This window comes from Candidatus Clostridium radicumherbarum (assembly GCF_045310525.1).
GTDB classification, from domain to species: Bacteria; Bacillota; Clostridia; order Clostridiales; family Clostridiaceae; genus Clostridium_AT; species Clostridium_AT radicumherbarum.
Window position 1 is genome coordinate 767,697 of the sequence record NZ_JBJHZY010000002.1, and the last position, 24,428, is coordinate 792,124.

General features: G+C 32.2%; 25 protein-coding genes, 1 pseudogene and 1 riboswitch. Of the genes and pseudogenes, 9 read left to right on the plus strand and 17 right to left on the minus strand.

Going from position 1 to position 24,428, the window contains the following annotated elements; genetic code table 11:
- Positions 1-14: 14 nt before the first annotated feature.
- From ACJDUH_RS13395 to hypB, 3 genes are all read right to left on the minus strand, one after another.
- The gene (locus ACJDUH_RS13395) at positions 15-809 is read right to left on the minus strand and encodes an energy-coupling factor transporter transmembrane component T family protein (RefSeq protein ID WP_406765708.1); all 795 of its coding nucleotides are present in this window, start codon (positions 807-809) and stop codon (positions 15-17) included.
- A gap of 92 nt (positions 810-901) precedes the next feature.
- A complete protein-coding gene (gene cbiM / locus ACJDUH_RS13400) occupies positions 902-1,891 on the minus strand; it encodes a cobalt transporter CbiM (protein ID WP_406765709.1) in 990 nt (329 codons plus the stop codon).
- Between the two features lie 386 nt (positions 1,892-2,277).
- The gene (hypB, locus tag ACJDUH_RS13405) at positions 2,278-2,934 is read right to left on the minus strand and encodes a hydrogenase nickel incorporation protein HypB (protein WP_406765710.1); all 657 of its coding nucleotides are present in this window, start codon (positions 2,932-2,934) and stop codon (positions 2,278-2,280) included.
- 186 nt (positions 2,935-3,120) lie between these two features.
- On the opposite strand from hypB, the gene ACJDUH_RS13410 reads away from it, so the two are divergent.
- Positions 3,121-3,552: a DUF3842 family protein gene (locus ACJDUH_RS13410; protein WP_406765711.1), complete on the plus strand. Its 432-nt coding sequence runs from the start codon at positions 3,121-3,123 to the stop codon at positions 3,550-3,552.
- Between the two features lie 36 nt (positions 3,553-3,588).
- Here ACJDUH_RS13410 and ACJDUH_RS13415 read toward each other — a convergent pair whose 3' ends face one another.
- Both ACJDUH_RS13415 and ACJDUH_RS13420 read right to left on the minus strand, forming a co-directional pair.
- Positions 3,589-3,969: a VOC family protein gene (locus tag ACJDUH_RS13415; protein WP_406765712.1), complete on the minus strand. Its 381-nt coding sequence runs from the start codon at positions 3,967-3,969 to the stop codon at positions 3,589-3,591.
- Between the two features lie 112 nt (positions 3,970-4,081).
- Positions 4,082-4,960, minus strand: a complete 879-nt coding sequence (locus ACJDUH_RS13420; protein ID WP_406765713.1) for a LysR substrate-binding domain-containing protein — start codon at positions 4,958-4,960, stop codon at positions 4,082-4,084.
- A gap of 226 nt (positions 4,961-5,186) precedes the next feature.
- On the opposite strand from ACJDUH_RS13420, the gene ACJDUH_RS13425 reads away from it, so the two are divergent.
- Entirely contained in the window at positions 5,187-6,194 is a 1,008-nt protein-coding gene (locus tag ACJDUH_RS13425; protein WP_406765714.1) for a YeiH family protein, read from the plus strand.
- Positions 6,195-6,269: 75 nt separating this feature from the next.
- Here ACJDUH_RS13425 and ACJDUH_RS13430 read toward each other — a convergent pair whose 3' ends face one another.
- A complete protein-coding gene (locus ACJDUH_RS13430) occupies positions 6,270-6,617 on the minus strand; it encodes a DsrE family protein (RefSeq protein WP_406765715.1) in 348 nt (115 codons plus the stop codon).
- Positions 6,618-6,782: 165 nt separating this feature from the next.
- On the opposite strand from ACJDUH_RS13430, the gene ACJDUH_RS13435 reads away from it, so the two are divergent.
- Entirely contained in the window at positions 6,783-7,565 is a 783-nt protein-coding gene (locus ACJDUH_RS13435) for a protein kinase family protein (RefSeq protein WP_406765716.1), read from the plus strand.
- A gap of 211 nt (positions 7,566-7,776) precedes the next feature.
- On the opposite strand, the gene ACJDUH_RS13440 is transcribed toward ACJDUH_RS13435, so the two are convergent.
- The 4 genes and pseudogenes from ACJDUH_RS13440 to ACJDUH_RS13455 all read right to left on the minus strand — a co-directional run bounded on the left by ACJDUH_RS13440 (position 7,777) and on the right by ACJDUH_RS13455 (position 11,763).
- Entirely contained in the window at positions 7,777-8,115 is a 339-nt protein-coding gene (locus tag ACJDUH_RS13440) for a hypothetical protein (protein WP_406765717.1), read from the minus strand.
- Between the two features lie 246 nt (positions 8,116-8,361).
- A complete protein-coding gene (locus ACJDUH_RS13445) occupies positions 8,362-8,712 on the minus strand; it encodes a PqqD family peptide modification chaperone (protein ID WP_406765718.1) in 351 nt (116 codons plus the stop codon).
- Positions 8,702-10,612 (minus strand): OPT family oligopeptide transporter, encoded by a 1,911-nt coding sequence (locus tag ACJDUH_RS13450; RefSeq protein WP_406765719.1) that lies wholly within the window; start codon positions 10,610-10,612, stop codon positions 8,702-8,704. The genes ACJDUH_RS13445 and ACJDUH_RS13450 overlap by 11 nt, the downstream gene beginning before the upstream one ends.
- 287 nt (positions 10,613-10,899) lie before the next feature.
- Positions 10,900-11,763 (minus strand): annotated as a pseudogene (locus tag ACJDUH_RS13455) (cation diffusion facilitator family transporter).
- Between the two features lie 219 nt (positions 11,764-11,982).
- Here ACJDUH_RS13455 and ACJDUH_RS13460 point away from each other — a divergent pair.
- From ACJDUH_RS13460 to ACJDUH_RS13475, 4 genes are all read left to right on the plus strand, one after another.
- The gene (locus tag ACJDUH_RS13460; protein WP_406765720.1) at positions 11,983-13,818 is read left to right on the plus strand and encodes an ATP-binding protein; all 1,836 of its coding nucleotides are present in this window, start codon (positions 11,983-11,985) and stop codon (positions 13,816-13,818) included.
- 24 nt (positions 13,819-13,842) lie between these two features.
- Positions 13,843-14,418, plus strand: coding sequence for a response regulator (locus ACJDUH_RS13465; RefSeq protein ID WP_406765721.1), 576 nt, complete (start codon positions 13,843-13,845; stop codon positions 14,416-14,418).
- A 175-nt stretch (positions 14,419-14,593) separates the two neighbouring features.
- Positions 14,594-14,929, plus strand: coding sequence for a hypothetical protein (locus ACJDUH_RS13470; protein ID WP_406765722.1), 336 nt, complete (start codon positions 14,594-14,596; stop codon positions 14,927-14,929).
- A 241-nt stretch (positions 14,930-15,170) separates the two neighbouring features.
- Positions 15,171-15,605, plus strand: a complete 435-nt coding sequence (locus tag ACJDUH_RS13475; protein ID WP_406765723.1) for a P-type ATPase actuator domain-containing protein — start codon at positions 15,171-15,173, stop codon at positions 15,603-15,605.
- A gap of 82 nt (positions 15,606-15,687) precedes the next feature.
- Here the strand turns inward: ACJDUH_RS13475 and ACJDUH_RS13480 are convergent, their stop codons facing one another.
- From ACJDUH_RS13480 to ACJDUH_RS13490, 3 genes are all read right to left on the minus strand, one after another.
- Positions 15,688-16,230: a metal-dependent hydrolase gene (locus ACJDUH_RS13480; RefSeq protein WP_406765724.1), complete on the minus strand. Its 543-nt coding sequence runs from the start codon at positions 16,228-16,230 to the stop codon at positions 15,688-15,690.
- Positions 16,231-16,400: 170 nt separating this feature from the next.
- Positions 16,401-16,679 carry a GNAT family N-acetyltransferase gene (locus tag ACJDUH_RS13485; protein ID WP_479723057.1) on the minus strand — a complete coding sequence of 93 codons (279 nt, stop codon included), beginning with the start codon at positions 16,677-16,679 and terminating at the stop codon, positions 16,401-16,403.
- An 11-nt stretch (positions 16,680-16,690) separates the two neighbouring features.
- A complete protein-coding gene (locus ACJDUH_RS13490) occupies positions 16,691-16,927 on the minus strand; it encodes a (4Fe-4S)-binding protein (RefSeq protein WP_406765726.1) in 237 nt (78 codons plus the stop codon).
- A gap of 254 nt (positions 16,928-17,181) precedes the next feature.
- Here ACJDUH_RS13490 and ACJDUH_RS13495 point away from each other — a divergent pair, with 254 nt between their 5' ends.
- The gene (locus ACJDUH_RS13495; protein WP_406765727.1) at positions 17,182-18,984 is read left to right on the plus strand and encodes a LysM peptidoglycan-binding domain-containing protein; all 1,803 of its coding nucleotides are present in this window, start codon (positions 17,182-17,184) and stop codon (positions 18,982-18,984) included.
- A gap of 196 nt (positions 18,985-19,180) precedes the next feature.
- Here ACJDUH_RS13495 and ACJDUH_RS13500 read toward each other — a convergent pair whose 3' ends face one another.
- The 4 genes from ACJDUH_RS13500 to glmS form a co-directional block, all read right to left on the minus strand.
- Positions 19,181-19,684 (minus strand): cupredoxin domain-containing protein, encoded by a 504-nt coding sequence (locus tag ACJDUH_RS13500; RefSeq protein ID WP_406765728.1) that lies wholly within the window; start codon positions 19,682-19,684, stop codon positions 19,181-19,183.
- A gap of 29 nt (positions 19,685-19,713) precedes the next feature.
- Positions 19,714-20,457, minus strand: coding sequence for a flagellar motor protein MotB (locus ACJDUH_RS13505; protein WP_406765729.1), 744 nt, complete (start codon positions 20,455-20,457; stop codon positions 19,714-19,716).
- Positions 20,457-21,260 (minus strand): flagellar motor stator protein MotA, encoded by an 804-nt coding sequence (gene motA / locus ACJDUH_RS13510; RefSeq protein ID WP_406765730.1) that lies wholly within the window; start codon positions 21,258-21,260, stop codon positions 20,457-20,459. The genes ACJDUH_RS13505 and motA overlap by 1 nt, the downstream gene beginning before the upstream one ends.
- 87 nt (positions 21,261-21,347) lie before the next feature.
- A riboswitch (cyclic di-GMP riboswitch) is annotated at positions 21,348-21,431 on the minus strand.
- Positions 21,432-21,695: 264 nt separating this feature from the next.
- On the minus strand, positions 21,696-23,522 hold the full coding sequence (gene glmS / locus ACJDUH_RS13515; RefSeq protein ID WP_406765731.1) for a glutamine--fructose-6-phosphate transaminase (isomerizing): 1,827 nt from the start codon (positions 23,520-23,522) through the stop codon (positions 21,696-21,698).
- A gap of 525 nt (positions 23,523-24,047) precedes the next feature.
- On the opposite strand from glmS, the gene ACJDUH_RS13520 reads away from it, so the two are divergent.
- The gene (locus tag ACJDUH_RS13520) at positions 24,048-24,419 is read left to right on the plus strand and encodes a GtrA family protein (RefSeq protein ID WP_406765732.1); all 372 of its coding nucleotides are present in this window, start codon (positions 24,048-24,050) and stop codon (positions 24,417-24,419) included.
- Positions 24,420-24,428: the final 9 nt, after the last annotated feature.

Here is a 24,428-nt window from a genome sequence, read left to right on the forward strand (position 1 = left end):
TAGTTTTAATGCTTTCAAAAACTATTAAATTTAAAATATGTTAGTACAAATGCGGCCATAACTATTATACAAATAAAATCAGCCAAGCTAAATTTGAACTTTTTAAACGCTCTATATTCTCCAGTAAAACCCCTACATTCCATAGCGCCATACATTTCTTCTGACATTTCCTTTGATTTTATAAACATAGTTCCCACAATGCCTGAAAGTGATGCATTTTTGCTATTGTTTTTTCCTACTGATCTTAATTTAAGTGCATAAATCATACTTAATGAAAATTCACCTAAAAGAATTATATATTTAATGGTTATATCTAGTACAAAAATAAACAAATCAGGTACTTTAAATAATTTTAAAGCTACTAATAGGTCATTCCACTTAGTGCTGCAGGATAGTATATTAACAAAGGCAACTGAGGAGAAAACCTTTAATGTAATCATTAATGCATTATTACCATAGCCTAATAAAATGGAGGGCAGAAGGATAAGCAAAGTAATTACAGCCATTACAAAACTCACTTTTAAAACATACTTTATTTCATCAATGTTAAGGACATTAATTAATACTAGTAAAAATACATTAGCAATTAAAACATAAGTTATGCTTTTACTTAAGGATACAAAAATAATCATCAACAGTACGGAAACAAGTTTAGTAAAATCATTTACACCTAGCTTGGATGCTGCTGCATTAGATTGCAGTCTTATCCTAGTTAGTATATTCAATATAGCTAAAATACTCTTATTAATAAAATTAACTGAGTCCTTTTCAGGTATATAATTATCATTTTCTAAAAGCCATTCAGGCATTAGTGACTACCTCTCTTAATTTAAGAATTAATTCTGGATATTTTACATCTTAATAAAAATGTCACATTAACATGAAACTTAATATATAAGCTTTAATTCTTAATGTCCTTCCGTGTATTTGCAATAATTCTAAATACAATTAAAAGTATTGCCACCCCTGCAATTGCTGATAAAATATAGCCAGCTTCTCTGGAAAGCCCATTAATAGAATAGCCAGACATCATTGAACTAAAGCTAAATCCATTTTTCATGCCCTTTGGAACAAAGCCTAAGGTCTTACCTCCTGCTGTGACAGAAGCTATTTCGTTAGTGCCCCATTCACCAAAGGCTGTGCCTGGTGCTAAGAGACCTAAGGGTGACAAACATATAAGTGCAATTAAAAGAGCATATATGGGGCTCATTTTCTTACTAGAACCTTCATAAATAATTTCAGGTGAAACCTTCTTTATAAAGCTTAAAACCCCAACCGTTATTATTCCTTCCAAGAGTCCTGCAATAGCCAGATGTGGTATGAGCATTGAAGGTATAGTTATATAAAAAGGATAGGGACAGTATAATGGCATACCAGCTGCATCTTTAAAAAGCAGGGGCTGCAAGCCAAATTCTATAGCCGCGCATAGTGCTGCCAAGTTAATAGCAATGTATGAAGCTAAAAAGGCAGAAAATTTTTCTCCTTTTCTTAGCTTTAGGCCTTTCTTTAGAAAATTATAAATATAGAAGCCTGCAAAGGGCATAACAAAAGCCATATTAAAGGAATTTGCAGCAAAAGCCAATATTCCTCCATCACCAAATAATAATGCTTGAATTAGCAGTGCGATAGATATAGAAATGCATGCTGCTTCAGGCCCCAGAAGTATAGCAAGCAAGGTGCTTCCTACTGCATGGCCGGAGGTTCCCCCAGGTAAGGGTATATTAAACATCATTGTTAAAAAGGAAAGTGCTGCTCCTATTCCCATAAGCGGCATTTTCTTTTTAGTCATTTCTGTCTTTACCTTCTTTATGGCTCTTCCCCATATAGGAATCATCACTGCACCCATCACAGCACATGTGGAAGGACTTAGATAATTATCCGGAATATGCATTTTATCTTCCTTTCATAAATACTAAATTTATTAGCTTCTAAATTAACCTTTAATTTCACTTCAAATCGATATACATTCTACTTTAAACTCTATATATTAAATCAAAAAAATAATACCACAAAAATTGATAAACGGTAATCAACCTTCGTGGTTAGTAATCATATCTTCTACTGCTAGTAAAAATAATGCAGCAGCTTTTGTCTTTCTATTAAAAAAATTGTCATGAATGTATATGTACGCCTTCGTGGCACACAAATTTATAATACTATATGAGAGACAATTTGTAAATATTACTTTTAGCTCTTTGTTTTGCCTATCTATATATTTTATTAATCAAAATTTATTTTAGCTTTATGTATTTAATTGCTTTTTATATCCTTATGTATTTACTTCAATTTAGTTTTAATTTTACCTTCAATAAAGTTTAAAAGTAAATTTAACCCTTCCCCTGTTTTCGAGGATACTCTAAATATATCCCCTTCGGGGTTTATTGTTTTAAGGTGTTTTTCTACTTTCTCATCAGCAAACTCAAAATAATCCATCATATCATATTTATTTAAAACTGTTGCATCCGCCTTAGAAAATAGTAATGGGTATTTAATTGTCTTATCGTCCCCTTCAGGAATACTTAAAATGGCTATTTTCAAATCCTCTCCAAGTTCAAATTCTGCAGGACATACAAGATTGCCTATATTTTCTATAAAAATTATATCAATTTCCTCTAAATCAAAGTATCCTAATATATTTTTTATTGATAAGGCTTCAATATGACAGGCACCTTCAGTATTAAGCTGCACAACAGAAATTCCTAAGGAATCTATTTTTTCAGCATCTATCTGCCCTGCTATATCCCCTTCAACAACTGCAATATTATATTTATCCTTTAATTTTTTAATAAGTTCTATTATAAGGCTAGTTTTACCTGCACCAGGTGAGCCCATAACATTTATTAAACAGACTTTATTTCTATTAAGACTTTCCTTAATTTCATTACTGCAATCTTCATTCCACTCTAATATCTGTCTTACAACTTTAATGTCCATAAACTCCCTCCTGTATTCCTTATTCTGCACACAACAATTATTAATTGTTGTGCCTCCTGTATTAAAAATAGAATATATCTTTATATTATAGTATAATAATGTTTATGTATATATGGACAAAACTTATTTTGCAGCCATATAAATAATAATTTTTAGGGCTTATAAACACTGCCAGGAGGTATGGCCATGAAAATTGCAGTATTAGACGCTCAAGGTGCAGGCCTAGGACAGACAATTATAAAAAAAATTCATAAAGAAATACCTCAGGATATTTATATAATAGCCCTTGGAACAAATACCTGTGCTTCCTCAAACATGGTAAGAGCAGGTGCAAATGTAGGTATAAGTGGAGAGCGTGCAATTTGTACCTTTTGCAGAACAAATAAAGTTGATTGTATAATAGGCCCCATAGGTATGCTTTGCAGCGGCAGTATTAATGGAGAAATTACCCCAATAATTTCTAATACAATATTTGATATGGATTGCACTAAATACATACTTCCTCTTCAAAAACATGGAATTTATATACCAGGAACCAGAAAGCTTCAAATAAAAGATTTAATTGAAGAAATTGTTCTAGATATAAAAATGTCTATAAATAATGCTATAAAAAAATAAGCCAAGTGTTTGAAACTTGACTTACTTATGTATTAATTACTTATCTTCACGTAATAAATAATCATTTCCATCTTGGTCTTTAAATGAGAACATCTTTCCATAAGGCATATTCATCATTTTATCTACTTCAACAGAATTGCTCTTCATTTCGTTATAAGCACCTTCTATATCAGTAGTACTTAAAATTATTGAGGGATGGGAAACATTTGCTAATGGGTTTTGAGCCAGCATTGTGTTTTTTTCATATAAAATAAAGGTAGTAAATTCACTTTCGCTTGGACCTACCTCCAGCCATGTCATATTTGGTCCCATTGGCTGCTCAAATTTAACTACGAAGTTTAATTTTTCTGTCCAAAATTTCTTTGCTTCCGCTTGATTATTTACATACAGAGTTATTTTACCTATTTTGTTAATCATTTGTATTCCTCCTGTTATATTAATTATAAAGTTACTTAAGTCTTATATTTACATTATATATTTTCATAACTAGGTTATCAATAATAGTCAGTTATTATTAATTAACCTAGCATCAATTACTGTTTTCGCAGCAAAAGTCAATAAAGGAATCAATAAATTCATCTTCCTCAAGATATACAAAATTGAATTCCCGAAAAATCTTAATATCCTTAATAGCTACTGTTTTTATAGTTCCTTGACTTAATTCCTTTTTAATTGTTTCCCTAGAAATTATTGAATACCCAAGATTTAATTCTATTAAAGATTTGATGCCGCTAATATTTCCTATTTCCATGCAGCCACTTAAATCATTTAAACTGTAACCAAGTTCTATAAGCTTATTTTCAAATATTTTTCTAGTACCAGAACCTTCTTCTCTTAAAATAAGGTTTCCCTTTAGAATCTCTTCTACAGTTACTTCTGTCAACTTTGTAAAATTATTATTTGCAGATACAGCTAAAACTAATTCATCATCTTTAAATTTCTTATATTTAAATTTATTTTTATCAAAAGGTCCTTCTATCAAAGCAAAGTCAAGCCTTCCATTAATTAGCTTTTCTAATATTTCCTCTGTATTGTTTACTTGAAGAAAAATATTTACATTTTCGTTTATCTTTTTATATTTTGCTAAAATGTATGGCAAAATATAACCTCCAATGCTCATACTAGCACCTAAGTTATATTTTTTTATAATTCCTGATTTATGCTTTAATCTCATTTCTAATGCGCTGTACAACACTTTAATTTCTTCTGCATAGTCAAATAGAATTAAACCTTCCTCTGTTAAATCAAGACTCCTGCCCGACTTTTTAATTAATTTAACATTATATTCCTCTTCTAAAAATTTAATATGCTGAGAAACCGCAGGCTGTGTTATATTTAACAGCTCTGCAGCTTTCGTATAGCTTTTTGTTTTACTTACTGTGATAAATGTAAGTAGTCTAATATCCATCACTTGTATCACCTTAATATAATAATTATTTATAATTTATTATAACACATAAGCTTTACTTATACTTATATAAAAATGTATAATTTGATTTTACTCTAGGCTGCCATTATTATTATAGATAGAATTAATTCTATTTTATATATAAATGTTATGACACAATTAAGTAAAATAAAAATTAACCTGTATTAAGAATTTAAGACTAAGAAAATATTGGAGGAATGTTACTTTGAATTGGATTAAAACAAATATAACTGGAATATTATTTTCATTTATTCTAGCATTAATTGCCACATGGCTTGGAGGTTTGTTACCTATTATAGGAGGGCCGGTAATTGGTATAGTACTTGGAATTATCATTAATAACACATTAGAAAAGCCTAAAAGTACAATAAGCGGAATAGGCTTTACTTCTAAAAAAATACTTCAATGGGCCATAATAGTACTTGGCGCTGGATTAAATTTAAATCAAGTATGGAAAACAGGACTCGATTCATTATCTGTAATGCTATTCACTATTGCAGCTGCATTTATTTCTGCTTACTTCTTTGGAAAGTTGATGGGAATTCCTACAAAATTAAAATCATTAATTGGTGTAGGTACAGCAATTTGCGGGGGCTCAGCCATAGCTTCAGTAGCACCAATAATAGAGGCTGATGAAAGCGAAGTTGCCTATTCTATTTCTACTATATTTTTATTCAATATTATTGCCGTTCTTATTTTTCCACCACTTGGGCATTTGCTGCACTTTTCAGATAAGGCCTTCGGGCTTTGGGCAGGAACAGCTGTAAATGATACATCTTCAGTAGTAGCTGCAGGCTATGCTTTCAGTAATACTGCTGGTGCCTACGCTACCATTGTTAAACTTACAAGAACTACTATGATTATACCAATATCAATTATCTTTGCTATTATTACAGCTGTGAAGAAGAAAAGGGATTCAAATAAGAATAAAACTGTTAACTATAGCCTTAAAAAAATATTTCCTTGGTTTGTGTTGTGGTTTTTAGTTGCTTCACTATTAAATACTGTTGGTCTATTTAATACAAACGCTGTTCATTATATAAATATTTTAGGTAAATTCATGATTGTAATGGCTCTATCAGCAGTTGGACTTACCTGTGACTTTAGAAAAATGATAAAAACAGGTGTAAAACCAATATTTCTAGGACTTATTGTCTGGTTTACCGTAGCTGCTACAAGTATAGTTGTTCAAATTATAACCAAACAAATTTAAAGTGTCAGGTTGACTATTAAATCAGAAATTTAGGGTAGAGTATGATGTTCAAAAGCTCTACCCTCTAAATATACTTTAAGGCTTTATATATGCATATCCTTTCTTCTGTTTAATTACTAATTCTAAAACTCCAACTGGTACTATGTCTATAAAATCTATTAAATCTTCCTTCTTTATACTATAGGAATTTAATGCATTATTACACGCGGCAAATCTAACTCCTTTTCTGTATAATTCCTTCATTGCAGAAATTTCTGTATTTCCCTCTTCATTAATATAAAACTTAACTGCTTCTGAGTTGGCAAGAACTTCAATATTGGACTCTTCAATATCTACGCCATGTAATAAATTGCTTACATTCTTTAAAGTAAGCTTCCACTTACTTAATTCATCAATGTGAAAAATAACATTAATTTCTCCCATTTCAATTCCCTCTTTTTCTATTTTTATAATTGTTTAATTATTGCATAAATAGCCTGTATTATGCAATACCTAAATTTACCATTAATAATACCCCTTAAAAATTAATTACAAATGCGTATATGTTATGGAAATTGACAGCAGTTGAGGTTAAGAAAGAGGTAAATAATGCTAAAAAGACGTAGCGAAAGAAAACATAAAGTAATTAAGGTTTTACAATTTCACAATATGAAAATGGATCATTACAGGGATACTAAAAAAGATGATTGTACAAAAGAATTAGAGGAAGAAACACTAGAAAAGTATGTAAAGGATAGAGATTCCTTGAACTCAAAGGACATATATAACATTACCCTTAGCATATGTGAAACCGTAACCAATTTGACTAGTTTAAAATATTATATTCAGTGTTGTCAGCTTGATCCTTCAAATATATTAATATCAAAAAACGAGAAAATTTTTATAAAGGATTTCGGATTTTCAAATGGTCTTTTAATTAATAACAATTCAGTGACCTATTTACCAAACTTAGTTTCTTCATATGTAAAACAGCAGAGTATTCAAGAGGACTCCAATGAAAAGATTATTTGTACTATTGGGATGCTTATGTATTATATGGCTACAGGAAAGTCAATGATTACAAGTTTGGATCCACTTTTAGAGGATAGTTATGGCAGTAATGTAGATAGCAATTTAAAAAGGATAATTCAGAAATGTTTTCATATTGATATAACAAGAAGATATGTTTCAGTTGAAGAATTAAAAAATGAAATTATTATAGAACATCTTAAAAAAAGTAAATATAGAAAAACAGAAAAAACAGAAGATCGTACTAATGCTTCTGAAATTGCTCCAGAATATCATTATTCTAAAAGAGTTGACAAACATAAACATAACAATTTAAATTCAATATTTTCAAAGATTAGTTCTACTTTATCAACCTTCTTTTAGAATTTGCAAATAATAGCAGATTTAAGTTTAGGTTTTTATCCTAATCAATTTACAAGATGGCATCTATAACTAATTGCCATCTTGTTCTATTATAACAATTAAGATTACTCTGCATCTTTCACTTTATTATAAAAAACATGAAGCCATGCTGAAAAATTCGCTGCATTAACTTCATGTTTATAGGTAACTTCATAAATTACTACTACTCATTCTACCTAAAAAAAGGCCTTCTTCGTCTTCTTCCACGTCTTCTTCTAAAAAGCTCTTCTAAAAGAAGTATGGATGCTAAATCACCTAGAAATCCTCCTCCAAACTGCCTTGTTTCTTCGCCACTAATGTTACCCATACTGTCATTTAACCTATTTTGAATATCATCTGTAATTCTGCTAAGTTCACTCTTTGTTGGAGAATACATTACTCCATGTCTTGATTCTAATTGGTCACAGTGATGCATTACTAAAGGCATTACCCTAAAGTATATTTGAGGATACAGCATTTCTAAATCTCTATCTACATCCTCCGCTACCATTGCTCCTTGATACCACATCATACAGGGTGGGGTTGGCTTATAATACATACTTCCTCCTATAATAACTTAAAATTGTTACTCATTTTATCCTATGATTTTTACAGCAATTTGTGATAAATATTTACTCTAATTTACAGCCAAATCAAAGGATGTTGATAACTTTACATTAAGTATAAGTAAAGGATCCTGTATGGGTCTCTGGAGCTTTTTTTCTAACATGCTTAATTAAAACAAGATGGCACCAATAATGTAGTGCCATCTTTAATATTAGAAACTTGTATTTTCTATATAATGACAATTAACATTGATATGGTTTAAGAATAACAATAATCTTTCATAAAGCGGGTAAGCTTTATCACCATACTTTACTTCTAGATTTTCACCAATATCTTTAACAGTTTTCTTGCCATCAATTTGTAAAAACACATAACTTCCATATTCATCTAGAGAAGTTTTTTTATATTCTGGAATTCTAAATTTAAGTTTTCTAAAGAACCTTTGCACCTTATGATCTTGTTTTTCAAGTATAGTTACAATATTATCTTTATCAACTTCATATTCTAAGTTTTCGGAGATTTTAAATATTATATTTAAAACCTCTTCATTACTATTCGGCATCTTTCACTTTACTGTTTTTTATAGGTATTGTTGTTGCTATTACCATAACAATTATTAGTATAAATGCCATTGTATTAGAACCAGCAAATCCAGTTAAATCAGTAGGTTTTATAACACCTGTTACTTGAAGTATTATACCTACAAGTCCTATTATAGAACCACCAGCAACAAGTCCAGAGGATAAACTTACTCCATTAGCAACTTTAACTTCCTTCTCTTTTTCAGACTTAGAACCTTTTTCAATAAATACACGAATTAACGCGCCAATTAATATTATTGAAGTTGTAGCTATTGGTAAATAGAAGCCTATAGCAACTGTCATAATAGGAAGGTCTAATAAGAATAAAACAATTCCCATAACAGCACCAACAATTATCATTGACCAAGGTAATTGACCTGACATTATACCAGCAGTTAATGTTGACATTAAGTTAGCCTGTGGTAATGCAAATGGAACGTTATCACCAGTCATTGCAAGTTGGCTTGAAAGTAATAATATAACACCTACAACTACTGCAACACCAATTATACTAGCTATAGCGTAATATTTATCCATTTCATTTTTGTCTCCGCCAATTATGAAAGTAACCTTTTGTGATTGACAGTAACCACCAGCTATAGATATAGCTATAACTATAAATGTACCAAATAGAAGTAATGATCTGTTGCTTTCAGGATTTTTCCATCCCATTGCAACGAATAATAATGTTACAAGAACTAATGAAGCTATAGTCATTCCGGATACAGGAAGGTTTGAAGTTCCTATAGTACCAGTTAAACGACCAGAAACAATAACAAATAGTAATGATAAGAATAATGATAATACAGAAGCAATTATTGCCATTAATATATTACCACCTGATATCATAAAAGCTGCTACAAAGGTTATTATTACACCACCAATTAATATAGTGTTTGCAGATGATTTACCATTTGAAGATTTAGCATTAAGAGTTTCTTTTATTGAAGATACTATTGTAGGTATAAGCTTTATAGCTCCAATTAAACCACCTGAAAGCATCATGCCAGCACCGATGTATTTTACATAGCTGCCAGCTATATGCTTAACTTTCATAGCATTAATAGCAACACTTGGATTATTCCATACTGTTACACCATCTTTTGCAAAAGCAGAGAAGTACCCTATTAAAGGCAAAACACCGAAGTTAGCTAATATGGAACCAGCAAACATAGTTAAAGCCACTTCTAAACCAACTATGAATCCTATACCTAATAATAGAGGATTACCTTCAATTTCAAATTTCCATTTGTAGAAGGATTCGTTTACAAAGCTTACAACGTTATTAGCCACATTTAAAAATGAACTAGTTACAACAGTTATAATACCACCTATTCCGAATCCAATTCCCATGAACTTCATTGAATCTCCAGCACCTTCTGAAGCAACAAGTGTTTCAGATATAGCCATTGACTCAGGGTACATTAACTTACCATGTTCCTCAATTAATAAGTATTTGTAAACAAGAGAAGCTATTCCTATTCCGAATAGAACTCCAGCTACACCAACAGCAAAGCCTTCTAAGAAAGAAACTTTGGACCCTATAAGAAGAACTGCTGGTAAAACGAATATCATACCACTAGCTACTGATTCTCCAGCACTTGACATACCTTGAACCAAATTTTTGCCAAGGATGCCCTTTTGTTTAGCAAATGCAGCTATAAATGCTGAACCTATTATAGAACCAGGTATACCAGCCGCAACTGTAAGTCCTGATTTCATACCTGAATAGGCAGTGGATGCAGCGAATAAGGCAGCTAAAATAATACCAATTATTAATACAGCAGTATTCCCGCCTTTTTTAGAACCACTAGAAATATATGGAACATAATCTTTACCAGCTACGTCACCATAGGCACCTTTTGATAGTTTATTGTGCATTGTACATACCTCCTTTTATCTTAAGTAAATATTATAACATAGCTTTCGCAAAAAAGAAAACCTTGTCATTTTATAAATAAAAAAGTCGCTTCATGTCGGAAATTTTGCATATTAATAAAAATAGTGTTATCTAGAGTCATCAGAATACTTTCTATCAATCTTTTGACCTCAACCTTAGCATAGCAAATAGACTGTATATTGATTTGTTTCTTACAAACCTTCACACAGTCTTATTATACTTGCAGATTAATATTAAATAGTTATAAATTTATTATGTCAATATAACCTTAATTATAATCTACATGAATGGTTACATAGGTGTTTCTAATTTTATCCTCCAGACTTTTTTCTATTTTTTCTATAAGCTGATGGCTATCTTTTGCTGTAAGGTCTGCCTTTACAGTTATGTGAAACTCAACATAGCGTATATGTCCAGACTTTCGTGTTTTAAGCCCATGGAAGTCTATTATATCTGCTTTATATATTTCCATAACTTCTTTTATTTTTTGTTCTTCATCCACAGAAAGTCTTGAATCTATAAGTTGATTAAAGGCGCTTTTGCACAAGTGCCATGCTTCTCTTACAATAAGGCATGCAACGATAATAGCAACAATAGGGTCGAGGATACTAATTCTAGTTAATTTTATAAGAACTAATCCTATAGCAACTCCAAAAGAAGTATACACATCAGTTTTTAAATGCAGAGCATCTGCCTCCAATGCAAGAGAATCCTCTTCTTTTGCTACCTTGTAAATTGTTCTTGAAACAAGGGCATTTACCACTGCTGATATGATCATCACTATTATAGCTATACCTGTTTCTACTATTTGTGCAGGATGTATTATTTTTAAAATGGATTCCTTTATTATTAAAAAAGCTGCAACAAATATTAATAAACCTTATGCCAGTCCAGAAATGTTTTCAATTTTCCCATGACCATACGGATGTTCTTCATCTGCTGGTTTTGAGGAAATACGGACAGATAAAAATGCAATAATGGATGCTACTAAATCCATGCCTGAATGAATAGCTTCTGAAACAATACTAACAGAACCACTAAGTAATCCTGCAATTATTTTTAGAATAATTAAAGTTGTATTAGAGGCAATTGACAAGACAGCAACTTTAACTTTTCTGTTTGATAATGCCATATGATTAAATCCTCCTATAAAAAAATTATACAGTTTAAAAAATCACATCATACCTGCTGCTTACACTAACCTCTTCACATATTGTTTGTAAACCATGTAATATTATACTTAAGCTGTAAACCTATACAAAAACAAATTGAAGCAAGTTTGACTTTTATATCTGTAAAATTTATACTAATTCTATTAATTCAAAGCTTTGAAATTTGAGAGGTAACTTTTATGCTTAAAACTCTAAAAAGTAAATTTCTAACTGTTTATTTATTATTAGTTTTTATTACTGCTTTATTAGGAATCGTTTCTGTTATTAACGTCTACTCATTAAGCAGGGGCATTCAAAATTTAATGACTGATAATTATAAAAGTATTAATGCAGCCAGTTACATGCTTGAAGCCTTAGATGGCCAGAACGCAGCAACTTTATCTTATATGAATATAGATAAAAATAAGGCAATTAGTGATTTTACTAATTACAGCAATGATTTTTATAAGTGGTATTACGTGGAGTCTTATAATATAACAGAACCAGGTGAAAAAGATTTTGTTAATAAGATAGAGGCTTCCCATGTAAAATATTTAACCTTATTCTCTGATCTTCAAAGCATTATGCTTCAGTCTAATACAGATAAAGCAATAACCTTTTACAAAAACGAAATTTACCCACAATATACTGAACAAAAGAAGCTTCTTAGAGACCTTTCACTTCTTAATGAGAAGGCTATGTTCAATGGTAAGGAGAATGTAATTAAGGCCTCTGAAAGGGCTATGTACATCCTATTAATTCTTTCAGCACTTTTCGTTTTAGGAGGCTTTATTGCTGCATGGTTATCATTAAAAAAGTTCTTAAGTCCTTTATATGCTCTCAGAGATAATATGAAAGCGCTTAAAGAAGGTGAATTAAATAAACATACAGAAATAGTTAGTGAAGATGAGATAGGTGAATTATCTAAAGAATTCAATGATATGACAAAAAGACTTCTTCAATTTGAGCAAAGTACCTTAGGAAAGCTTTTAAGTGAGAAGAATAAATCCCTAGCTATAGTAAAAAGTATTTCTGATCCAATACTTGTTATGGATACAGATTATAAAATAGTATTGGTAAATGATTCCTTCGAGGAATTATTTAATCTTAAAGAAGAGAATATATTAAATAAGTATTTTCTTGAAGTAGTTAGAAACAGTGAATTATATGATTATATAAAAAACATATATAGTACACAAGAAGATGAAATACAACAAAAGATATTTTACTTTAGTTATAAGAATAAAGATTACTACTATAATGTACTAGTTACAAAACTTAAGGAATTTGATAATAAAAAATACGGACTTGTTGTACTCTTCCAAAATGTAACTGGACTTAAGGAAATAGAAAGGCTTAAAAGCAACTTTATTGCTACTGTTTCGCATGAGTTTAAAACTCCACTAACATCTATAATGATGGGTTCTAGTTTAATATCTGAGGAAACTGCAGGAACTTTAAATAGGAAGCAAAAGGAAATTATGGGCTCTATAAATGAGGAAAGTGAAAAATTATTAAACTTAGTCAATAACCTTCTACAGCTTTCTAAACTAGAATATAGTGAATCTATATTTAAAATAGAAGTTTATTCTATAGAAACTATTATTGATAATAGCATTAAAAACTTTGTTGATTATGCAATGGATAAAAATATTAGTTTAATATATAATGTTATGAATAATGCTCAAAAGGTTAAAGCTGATATTGATAAAACAACCTGGGTTTTAAACAATTTAATATCAAATGCTTTAAAATTTACTCATTCAGGAGGTCAAATACTTATAACGGCTTTTATTAAGCAAAATAAGATGTGTGTATCTGTAAAGGATAATGGTGAGGGTATACCTAATGAATATATAGAAAAGATTTTTGAGAAGTTTGTACAAGTTAAGGGTACCGAACATAAGGGCACTGGTTTAGGTCTTGCTATTGCTAAAGAGATAGTTGAGTGCCAAGGCGGTGAAATATGGTGTGAGAGTGTATTGGGCGAAGGAAGCACTTTTACCTTTACACTGCCATTGGATGAAGAGAATTAATAAAATGAATACATGGAGGTTATCATGAAGAAAGTTCTTGTTGTGGATGATGCAAAAAATATAAAGATGCTGCTAACTACCTGTTTAGAGTTTAATGGATACGAGGTTTTAACAGCAACCCTAGGCACTGAAGCTTTAGAAATTCTAAAGTATGAAAAAGTAGATTTAATCTTTTTAGATATAAAAATGCCTGAAATAAGTGGTACTGAAGTCTTAAGAAGGATGAGGGGAATAGGTATAGAAACACCTGTTATTATAATGACAGCCTATGGAACGGTGAAAAATGCAGTGGAGTGCACTAAGCTTGGCGCTGTTGCATATCTTCAAAAACCCTTTACTGTAGAAAAGGTTAGAAATGTACTTAGCGAAGTAGAACCATATTTAGAGGATGATAAAATTTCAACAGAAAATTATATTAAAAGGGTTAAAGAGTTTTTAGAAATCGGAGAGCTTGATGAAGCTTTTAATCTATTAAAAAAAGCCTTATCACAAAATGTAAATAATGGAGAAATATATGAACTAATTGCAAAAATATATGAGCTTAGAGGAGACTTAAAAGATGCTGAAAGGTTCCACAATATTAGTAAGCAGTTTAAATAATACTAAGCGTAAATAGAAGCAACAGGATTTAAAATTGAGTTTAAAAGATATATTTGCCTTTTTTAACTTTTATAAATGTGGATAAATAATTTTGCCGTCTGACTTTAAAATTGGTGTTTTAGCTATAAAATACTATAATTAAATTAAATAAAACTCTTAATGGAAGGCGGTATGAATGAAAAAATTTATAGTATTAATTGCATTTACAGCATTGATTGCATTTATCGTCTTTAAAAATAGTGTATATAATCCTTATTCGGGGTACTATGAATGCAAAAGTAATTCCAATCTAGTTCTAAAATTAAATAAAGATAATAGCTTCTTGTTATCCTATTCTGTAGGTAAAGCAAGTGAGTCTGTTAATGGTAAATATCAGGTTGAAGATAATAATATTACTTTAACTACTAGCAAAGACAATGTGGATACACTATTCACTAATACTTTACATGGAAAAATAGATGGTTCAATGATAAAAGTTACAGAGCTAAATGATGAATTCATAAAATACTAATTAAGTATGTATTTACGAAATAAAGATTAACTTAAATATTAACGGTGGAAAAGCATTAATAAATCGATTCCATGGAGTATTGGAAGGGTTTTTGATGGTTTTTATTGAAGAAACAAGCTTTGTATTTAAGTTTTATGCAATATAAAATATTTATATGACATACTAAAGCAGAAAGTCCTTATGGATTTCTGCTTTATCTTTTAATAATAAAAGATAAAATTACGGGGGCGGAGTTCTAATTATGAAATTATTAGATATTCTTAGAATATCAGTAATAAGCTTTATACAGTTTACAAAAAAATATGATTTAGTAAGCAGAAAGGACTCTAAAGAGTATACTGCTATTAGCAGTCAATCACCTATGGTAAAGCTGATTGGTAAAAACGGTAAGATTAAATTTGTATGCAGTTCTTCTCTAAAAAAAGGAGACATTATAGAAATTTCAAATGGAGAAATTATACCCTGTGATGGTGAAATAATTGAAGGTTATGCTACAGTTGATGAATCAGCTATTACCGGTGAGTCTTCTTTTGTAATTAGAGAAGCCGGCGGGGACTTAAGTAAAGTAATTGGCGGCACCAAGGTTATGTGTGGTACTATAAAGATAAAAATAACTTTTTCTATTAAGCCTGCTAACAAAAAAGAATATCCTTTCAGGGCATCATTTAAAATTTGATTGAACTTTAAGTGATCCCTTGTTTTTCTGCAATATAGAAAAGCCTCACCAAAAATTTTTTTAAGGTGAGACTTAATGTAAACTACAATATACCTTTCTTTATAAAATCTTCTAATTGCTTATTCCTTATTAATCTAATAAAATAATAAACAATAATTATAAACCCTATTAATTCAGGCATATAGTAACTTGGATCTGTAATAAGTCTAATAATATCACTTACCACCCAATTACCTTCCGGCCTTACAGGAAACTTCCATCCAAAGTATGGCCAAAATAATATAGCAGGAAATTGCCACATACTATCCAATATTAGGTGTATTGAACTGCAAACTCCAAGTATAAAAATATTATTTTTACCTTGTTTATACAACATTAGTAGACCTATACATATCAATAAAACTGAGAATAATAAAGTATGAGCAAAAATACGACTATTATGGAATATACCTCGAAACAAACCAGCACCAATAGGTTTATCTATAATATCAGGCAAAATTGAACCAACCAAAACAAATCTATAATCAATTGAAGGCTTCTCACTTATCTTTTTGTCTTTATTCAATATTTCCTCATATGTTTTTATTACCCCTGTAGTTAGTCCTAAATGTCCGAAAAAAATCATTCTTATCTCTCCTATTATTAATGAATTCATTATATTTTATCAATAATTGGACAAGAAATCTATATGCTCCATTAGTATCTATTATTCATCCTTTGAATATATACTTTAAATGTCTTAAGTAAGACTATTGTTAAACCTATATTGTTAGGTTTTGTTGCAGGAAATGTAACCTAACCTAAAAGAACGTCTTTATATTCATTTGATTTTGTCATAACACTTTTGGCAAAGGGGCAAAGAGGAATAATCTTTTTATTTTCTTCACGAGCATATTGGACCACTTTATTTACCAATTGCCCCCCTATGCCTTGACCCTTTAGAGATTCTGAAACATAGGTATGGTCAATAATTATTTTATCCTCACCTGTTGGAACAAATGTTATTTCAGCTATAGCATGTTCTGTGTCATCCCCAATATAAAATTTATTTTTATCTTTTTTTATAAGCTCCATCATTATACCTCCTACTTTTTCTCAATGTACTGCAGTGCTCCGGTTGGGCAACGCAATATTGTTTCCTTTAGGGTCTCCTTTTCAGCATTGTCTGCCATAATCCAGGGAGTTTGTTTTACATCAAATACCACCGGGAGCGTTCTAACACAATTGCCTGAGTGTCTACACATAGACAGATTAAAATATACATCAACCTCTTCTCCCTTATATAGGCGATAACCTTTTTTCAGTAACTCTTTCTCAACCATCTTTCTCTCCCTTTCACTGTATATTATTAGTAAATATTATATCACACTGTAAGTGGTAAAATATTAAATTTCTAATTCTTACTGACTAGCTTCTTTGTTTTACAAGTCTTTAACCAACTATAAATAATTAAGTAACAATATAATCATACTTTACCCAATGTAGAATAAAATGAATTATATAAAACCAAATAATACCATATAAGACATAGCTCGTCTCAATCAGTATCGTGTTATAAGAGGAGGAAAAGTTAAGAATGGGTACAGGTAATTTAATAATACAAGCCCGCACCGCCGATAATGCGTTACCTTTAGTGGGTGTACGGGTGAGAATCATGGACCAGGAAGGGACGGTGCTCTTTAATCTGACCACGGATGAAAGCGGTGAAACCGAACAGATTTCCTTATATGCTGTAGACAGAAGTTTGTCGCTAGATCCAAGCTATATAGGTATACCATATTCTACCTATGGTTTAGAGGCGGAGGCGGAAGGATTTAACAGCTTGTATATTGCCGACGTACAAATTTTTGACGGCGAGAACGCCATTCAGCATGTGGCATTGATTCCGATGCTGGCAAGCCAGAGAATTCCGCTCAGGCATGAGATCTTCATTGGAAGACATGCACTTGCAATGACAGAACCCAGGAATCAGGCTGGCCCCCTTAAGGAGCCCACTATATTTCGCCACGTCATCATTCCCAATCCGATTACCGTACACCTTGGAACGCCTGATTCGTATGCAACCAATGTACAAATATCCTTCCCAGATTATATCAAAAATGCTGCCAGTAGTGAAATTTATGCCACTTGGCCGCAGACGTCACTGGAGGCAAATATTTATGCCATCATCACATTTGCTTTAAACAGGGTATTTACACAATGGTACAGAAGTCGGGGATATAATTTTGACATCACAAATAGTACTGCTTACGACCAATATTTTGTATATGGGAGAACCATTTATGAATCCATTAGCCGAATCGTGGATAAGATCTTCAACCAATACATTCGCAGGCAAGGGCAAATTGCGCCGTTCTTTACGGCTTTCTGCAATGGTACGACCGTTACTTGCCCAGGGCTATCCCAATGGGGAACGGTAACCTTAGCCAACCAAGGCTTGTCGACGATGCAGATACTGCGCTATTACTATCCAAATGATATTGAATTTTCACAAACCAATATCATTACTGGTATCATTATAGCATACCCTGGTACAACGCTGCGATTAGGAAGTAGAGGTCTTGCCGTGCAGGTCATACAAACCTATTTGAACAGGATCAGAGGAAACTTTCCCGCTATTCCGCTTATAACCGATGATCCCGGTGTGTTTGGCAGCAGTACACAAGCGTCAGTATCAACATTCCAGAACGTATTTAGTCTCACTGCCAACGGTATCGTTGAACAGGACACTTGGAATAAGATCTCTTTTATTTACGTTGCCGTAGCAAGGCTGGCAAGTCTGGAAAGCGAGGGTACGGCTCTAGGGATTGGAACGATACCACCCGATTCAATTCTTAGGGTGGGTTCCAGCGGAGTCGATGTGATCATTCTGCAATATATACTTAGCTTTATCAGTGAGTTTTACCCCACTATTCCTGGGCTGACGCAGGATGGTATTTTGGGAAGCGAAACCGTTCAGGCTGTGATAGCGTTTCAGCAGATGAAGGGACTGCCTGCCAACGGTATCGTAGCTCAATCCACCTGGAATGCGCTTTATGATACTTATTGGGGGATCAAGATTAATGTTCCCATCCCGGAGCCCGGTCCTGGAGTGATTGTATACATAGTTCGGCCGGGTGATACGCTTTGGTCACTTGCCCAGAGATTTAATACCACAGTTGACGCCATAAAGGCTCTGAACAACCTGACAAGCGATGTGCTCAGGATTGGACAGGTGCTGCGGATTCCAAGTACGGTTATTACCTATATCGTCCAGCCGGGGGATACACTTTGGTCACTTGCCCAGAGGTTTAACACCACAGTTGAAGCAATAATGACTCTAAACAACCTGACAAGTGATAGGCTTATGATTGGTCAAACTCTGCTTATCAGGCAATAGGAAGACAGGGCAGCAAAGTGGGATTATCTATATTTTCTCAAATCATTTTACATTGAAAATAAGGCTGCTAACATAATACTTTTGCTAGCAGCCTTACTTATACCCATTTCATTTAAAGCCATGGCTCCAACAAGGCTTTCTGCCCTATTTTCACCATGACTTTTAATAAATGAACATTAAAGCTTTAAAAGCTATTTTATTTATCTGGTGCATCTGTTTGAATCAATGTTAATTGACCACCTGGATATACTCCATTATTGGTAACCTTGTAGTCATCGTGATTATGCATTGGATAATATTGCGGGAAGAATCTATCATTTGGATTGTCATGCGACTGATTACAAATTTCTGTATAGTTTATTAATTGTGGATTAGTGCAGTGTACTGGTTCTTCAGGAATATCAAATATTGCTGAAGAATCAATGCTCTGTATTTCACTGAGCTGTTTGCAAAGAGAAGGGAAACTATCCTGACCCTTAACAATATACTTTCTGTATAATTCTCCCTTATCTTCCGCAGTAATAATTAAATCATAGGTTTCTCCGGATCCAATGGTTGCAGTAAATCCCATCTCAGTTAGTTGATGATTAAGATGTTCACTATTTTCACTAAGTTTTAAAAATGAACTTAGATGGGCATCTTTTCCTACCACCATAAAGTGCCAACCATGAATGTGCCATGGAACCACTTGATAGCCCATATTAATCTTGTAAAAAAGTTTAATCAAAACTAATTCTGTGTGCTAAGTGCGTATTTACGAACAATAAGTATATCTACACTTCGATTTTTAGCCCTTCCTGCCTCATTGGAATTATCATATTTAGGTCTGTATTCGCCATAAGCTTGAATTGTGAATTTATTAGGAGCAACATGGCCTGTATCTACCATAAAGTTCATAACATTTGAGGCACGCATATAACTCAAGTCCCAGTTAGAACGAAATTGATTATTTTTTATAGGTACATTGTCAGTATGTCCACTAATTCTTATCTCATTATCTAAATTTTTAATCATATTTGATATTTGGATCAGTACTGGATCAAAGTTCGCTAATACATCTGCATCTCCAGATTTAAAAATAACCGTATCCTGTATTGAAATATTCAATCCTTCTGCATTTAAATCCACTTTTATCTGATCTGCATATCCATTGCTTTTAATCTCTTGCTCTAAGATACTCTTAATTCCAATCATCTTGTCCTGTTCTACTATACTATTCATTTTATCAGTTGCAACAAAGCTGTTATTCTGAGCTAGATTTGTGCCACTACCACCGCTGTCTTTTAATACTCCGTTACCACCTGAGAAAATAGTGTTGAATTGCAGACTAATCTGTTTTAATTTTTTGTTATCCACATTGCTCATTGCAAACATAACGATAAAAAGTGCCAATAGTAGTGTCAGCATATCTGAATAAGGAAGTAACCATGTTTCATCAACATGCTCTTCATGATGTTGTTTTTTACGTTTCATCATTTATCTCCTTTAGTTTCTCCATCTATACTCATATCTTCAAGTTTCTTTCTATCTTTAGGTTTTAGCATAGTTATAAGCTGCTTTTGAATAGTTTTTGGATTTTTCCCTTCTTGAATTGCTAAAATACCTTCTACCATTAATAGCTTATTGGAGACCTCTTCATGTGACTTTCTCTTCAGTCTTGATGCAAATGGGTGCCAAATAACATATCCGAAGAAAATTCCATAGAGAGTAGCAACGAAAGCAGCAGCTATAGATTCCCCAAGTTTTGCAGTATCATTTAAGTTTCCAAGTGCACCTATAAGTCCTATAACTGCACCTAGAACTCCAAGTGTAGGAGAAGCTCCCCCTGCTGTTGTGAAAATCGAAGCTCCGATTCGATGCCTTTCTTCCATTCCCTCAATATCACCTAAAAGGACTTGTCTAACATATTCCGGTTCCTCACCATCAACTATCATTTCTAATCCTTGTTTCATAAATTCATTATCCAGTTCTTGAGTCTTAGTTTCTAATGATAATAGTCCATCCTTTCGCGTTGATTGTGCCATATCAACAATTTGATTAATTATTTCTATAGGATCTTCCTTCGACTTATCACTAAAAACAACTCCTAATATTTTAGGAATATTAAGAAATTCCTTCCTTGTGAAAGAATTCATTACCGCAGCTGAAGTACCTACTAGAATTACCATTATTGCTTCAGGACTAAATAATATAGAAACACTAGCACCTTTCATAAGCAATCCAGAACTAACTGCAGCCAATCCAACAATAATGCCAATTAATAAGAATATATCCATTTCTTCACCTCTAATAATAATAACAATAATATGATTTCAGCCCATAATAAATAAAAGGCCAATATAAGATAATCTATAAGAGACTAATCCTATATTGGCCGGTTGCACTATATACTCCAAATTTCTAAAGTGCCCAGATTAAAGAAATTCTTCAAAGCATCCAATATTATTATTACTTTTAATGTTTTGCTAATAACGATATTCGACAATAATATATAAATCCCTCTTTATTTTAGCATTTTTTTCAAAAATTAATTTTAGAATCGCTCAATCTCTCTTCAAAAAATAAAGAAACCAGGCAAGAAACAGGAATTTTTTCTCCCATTTCTGTCTGGTATTTAGAACGACTTTATTGTCTGTTGAATGACTTCAGTACGTGTTGAACGAGTTTTTTACCTAGATACAACAACATTCTAATTTGAACAAGTCCTCTACCTATTCAACAGTAACACTTTTTGCTAAATTCCTAGGCTTATCAACGTCGCAGCCCTTTTGCACTGCCATATAATAGGAAAGTAATTGCAGTGGTATTACAGACAATACTGGTGCAAAGATTTCTACTGTTTTTGGAATATATAATGCTGAATCTACTGTTTTTTCTATAGTTTCATTACCTTCAAAGGCGAAGGCAAGAACATTGGCACCTCTTGTTTTAACTTCTTTGATATTGCTAACCATCTTGTCAAAGAGTTCTTCTTGAGTTGCGAGTGCTATTACTACTGTACCATTTTCTATTAATGCTATTGGTCCATGCTTAAGTTCACCTGCTGCATAGGCTTCTGAGTGAATATAGGAAATTTCCTTTACCTTTAAAGAACCCTCCATTGCTACAGCGTAATCTAAGCCTCTTCCTAAGAAGAACATATCCTTGTGCATATAGGTCTTTGATGCAAATTTTTGAAGTACTTCCTTATGCTTTAATGCCTCTTCAGCCTTTTCTGGAAGCTCAAGCATTTCCTTCTTAAGAGCTTCTATTTGCTCTAAGGTTAGAGTGTTTTTATATTCAGCAAAGAATAGTGCAACAATATACATAGCTATTAGCTGGGTTACATAAGCCTTAGTTGAAGCTACAGCTATTTCAGGACCTGCCCATGTATATAATACATCGTCAGCTTCTCTTGAAACTGAGCTTCCAACTACATTTGTTATAGCTAACACTCTTGCTCCATGTTTTTTTGCTTCTCTAAGTGCTGCTAAGGTATCTGCTGTTTCACCAGATTGGCTCATAACTATCATTAATGTCTTTTCATTTATTATAGGATTTCTATATCTAAACTCTGAAGCTATATCTATTTCAACTGGGATTCTAGCTAATTTCTCTATTACATATTTACCTACTACTCCAGCATGGTAAGCAGTTCCGCAGGCAACTATATAAACCTTATCTATATTCTCAAGTTCTTCTTTAGTTAATTTTATTTTGTCTAAGGTAATTGGCTTTCCAAGAGCTATTCTAGAAGTCATAGTATCTCTAATAGCCTTTGGCTGCTCATGGATTTCCTTTATCATGAAGTGCTCATAACCGCCTCTTTCAGCAGCATCTGCATTCCAGGTTACATGGAAAATATCCTTTTTAATTTCTTCTCCATCTTCAGTAAGAAGTTTAATTCCATCTCTTGTTAAAACAACGATTTCCTTATCATTTAATAAATATACATCTCTTGTATAGTTTAGTATTGCAGGAATATCTGAAGCTACAAAGAATTCATTTTCTCCTAATCCAGCTATAAGAGGACTATCCTTTCTAACAGCAACTACTTTTTCAGGCTCGTGAGTGGATACTACGGCAATAGCATAGCTTCCTTCCATTTTTGAAATTGCCTTCATTACAGCTTCTTCTAGATTACCTTCATAGAAATAATCTACAAGGTGAGGTATAACTTCAGTGTCAGTTTCTGACATGAATTTATAACCTTTTGCTGAAAGCCATTCTCTTAAGCGGATATAGTTTTCTATAATTCCATTGTGAACTACGCTTATAGTTCCATTTGTATTAGAATGTGGATGTGAGTTTAAGTCTGATGGCTCACCATGGGTAGCCCATCTTGTATGACCAATTCCTACGGTTCCGTGAATTGGTTCATTTTTTAGTTTTTCTTCTAAATTTGCAAGTCTACCTTTACATTTTGTAACCTTTAAAATTTCATTTTCAATTATAGCAACTCCAGCTGAGTCATAGCCTCTATACTCTAATTTTGAAAGTCCGTTTATTAAAACTGATGCTGCCTCTCTTTTTCCTACATAACCTACTATTCCGCACATATTAATATACCTTCCTTTTTTATTATTAGACGACGCTAATAGACCTTAGCTTAAAACCAATTTAAACTAAGGGTCATACAAAGAAAGGCTTTAACACCTGACTGATGTTGTTCTGAAAATCACTTTTCAGGTTTATCAGTCTTTAACGGTAGTGCGGTACCGTGGGACATCCGCCGAATATTTCGATACTTCCCATCCTCGTCAACTTAAGTCTTGTAACTCTGCTTAAGTTCTGGCGCTTAATGTTACTATGCTTTCTTCTATCCTCCTTTAATTATACTTTACCTTCTTCGTAATAACATCGTCCTATATATTATATTTAATTAAAGTCTATTTAGTCAATGAAAAATTAAAATTTTATACAATATTAATTTTTCAGTGATGTTTCCATATATAATATGACAATATAAACTCACTTGTGTATGTACAAAATATTTTCACAAAAAAATAATAATAATTAAATTATGATTTATGTTATAATTAACCATAATTTGATTATTATTAATATATTATAGAGGCGTACATATGGGAAAGTATATTCAATTCATAAAATTCGGCATCGTGGGATTAGGTAACACATTAATAACCTTTATAGTTTATTTCCTTCTTGTAAAGTTACAGGTTTATTATGTAACTGCTAACGTAATAGGCTATATTGCCGGTATTATTAACAGCTTCTTTTGGAACAGCAGCTGGGTGTTTAAAAAGTCTTCAAGAAGTTTTAATTTACTTATTAAATTTGTAATAGTAAATTTAATTACCTTGGGAATAACTTCAATGATATTGTACATTGGAGTCGACAGATTTAATTTAAGTAAGTACATAGCTCAAATAATATCCACATTAATAGGTATTTTGATTAACTATACCTTAAATAAATTGTGGACATTTAAATAAGAAATAGGT

Bases quoted from the DNA above. Each gene is read 5' to 3' on its own strand.
- ACJDUH_RS13475 (WP_406765723.1), top strand. From the start codon at position 15,171: ATGAAATTATTAGATATTCTTAGAATATCAGTAATAAGCTTTATACAG.
- glmS (WP_406765731.1), bottom strand. From the start codon at position 23,522: ATGTGCGGAATAGTAGGTTATGTAGGAAAAAGAGAGGCAGCATCAGTT.
- ACJDUH_RS13470 (WP_406765722.1), top strand. From the start codon at position 14,594: ATGAAAAAATTTATAGTATTAATTGCATTTACAGCATTGATTGCATTT.
- cbiM (WP_406765709.1), bottom strand. From the start codon at position 1,891: ATGCATATTCCGGATAATTATCTAAGTCCTTCCACATGTGCTGTGATG.
- ACJDUH_RS13465 (WP_406765721.1), top strand. From the start codon at position 13,843: ATGAAGAAAGTTCTTGTTGTGGATGATGCAAAAAATATAAAGATGCTG.
- ACJDUH_RS13480 (WP_406765724.1), bottom strand. From the start codon at position 16,230: ATGATTTTTTTCGGACATTTAGGACTAACTACAGGGGTAATAAAAACA.
- motA (WP_406765730.1), bottom strand. From the start codon at position 21,260: ATGGATATATTCTTATTAATTGGCATTATTGTTGGATTGGCTGCAGTT.
- ACJDUH_RS13410 (WP_406765711.1), top strand. From the start codon at position 3,121: ATGAAAATTGCAGTATTAGACGCTCAAGGTGCAGGCCTAGGACAGACA.
- ACJDUH_RS13485 (WP_479723057.1), bottom strand. From the start codon at position 16,679: ATGGAGCTTATAAAAAAAGATAAAAATAAATTTTATATTGGGGATGAC.
- ACJDUH_RS13490 (WP_406765726.1), bottom strand. From the start codon at position 16,927: ATGGTTGAGAAAGAGTTACTGAAAAAAGGTTATCGCCTATATAAGGGA.
- ACJDUH_RS13520 (WP_406765732.1), top strand. From the start codon at position 24,048: ATGGGAAAGTATATTCAATTCATAAAATTCGGCATCGTGGGATTAGGT.
- ACJDUH_RS13415 (WP_406765712.1), bottom strand. From the start codon at position 3,969: ATGATTAACAAAATAGGTAAAATAACTCTGTATGTAAATAATCAAGCG.
- hypB (WP_406765710.1), bottom strand. From the start codon at position 2,934: ATGGACATTAAAGTTGTAAGACAGATATTAGAGTGGAATGAAGATTGC.
- ACJDUH_RS13495 (WP_406765727.1), top strand. From the start codon at position 17,182: ATGGGTACAGGTAATTTAATAATACAAGCCCGCACCGCCGATAATGCG.
- ACJDUH_RS13435 (WP_406765716.1), top strand. From the start codon at position 6,783: ATGCTAAAAAGACGTAGCGAAAGAAAACATAAAGTAATTAAGGTTTTA.
- ACJDUH_RS13440 (WP_406765717.1), bottom strand. From the start codon at position 8,115: ATGATGTGGTATCAAGGAGCAATGGTAGCGGAGGATGTAGATAGAGAT.
- ACJDUH_RS13430 (WP_406765715.1), bottom strand. From the start codon at position 6,617: ATGGGAGAAATTAATGTTATTTTTCACATTGATGAATTAAGTAAGTGG.
- ACJDUH_RS13395 (WP_406765708.1), bottom strand. From the start codon at position 809: ATGCCTGAATGGCTTTTAGAAAATGATAATTATATACCTGAAAAGGAC.
- ACJDUH_RS13460 (WP_406765720.1), top strand. From the start codon at position 11,983: ATGCTTAAAACTCTAAAAAGTAAATTTCTAACTGTTTATTTATTATTA.
- ACJDUH_RS13445 (WP_406765718.1), bottom strand. From the start codon at position 8,712: ATGCCGAATAGTAATGAAGAGGTTTTAAATATAATATTTAAAATCTCC.
- ACJDUH_RS13450 (WP_406765719.1), bottom strand. From the start codon at position 10,612: ATGCACAATAAACTATCAAAAGGTGCCTATGGTGACGTAGCTGGTAAA.
- ACJDUH_RS13505 (WP_406765729.1), bottom strand. From the start codon at position 20,457: ATGAAACGTAAAAAACAACATCATGAAGAGCATGTTGATGAAACATGG.
- ACJDUH_RS13500 (WP_406765728.1), bottom strand. From the start codon at position 19,684: ATGGGCTATCAAGTGGTTCCATGGCACATTCATGGTTGGCACTTTATG.
- ACJDUH_RS13420 (WP_406765713.1), bottom strand. From the start codon at position 4,960: ATGGATATTAGACTACTTACATTTATCACAGTAAGTAAAACAAAAAGC.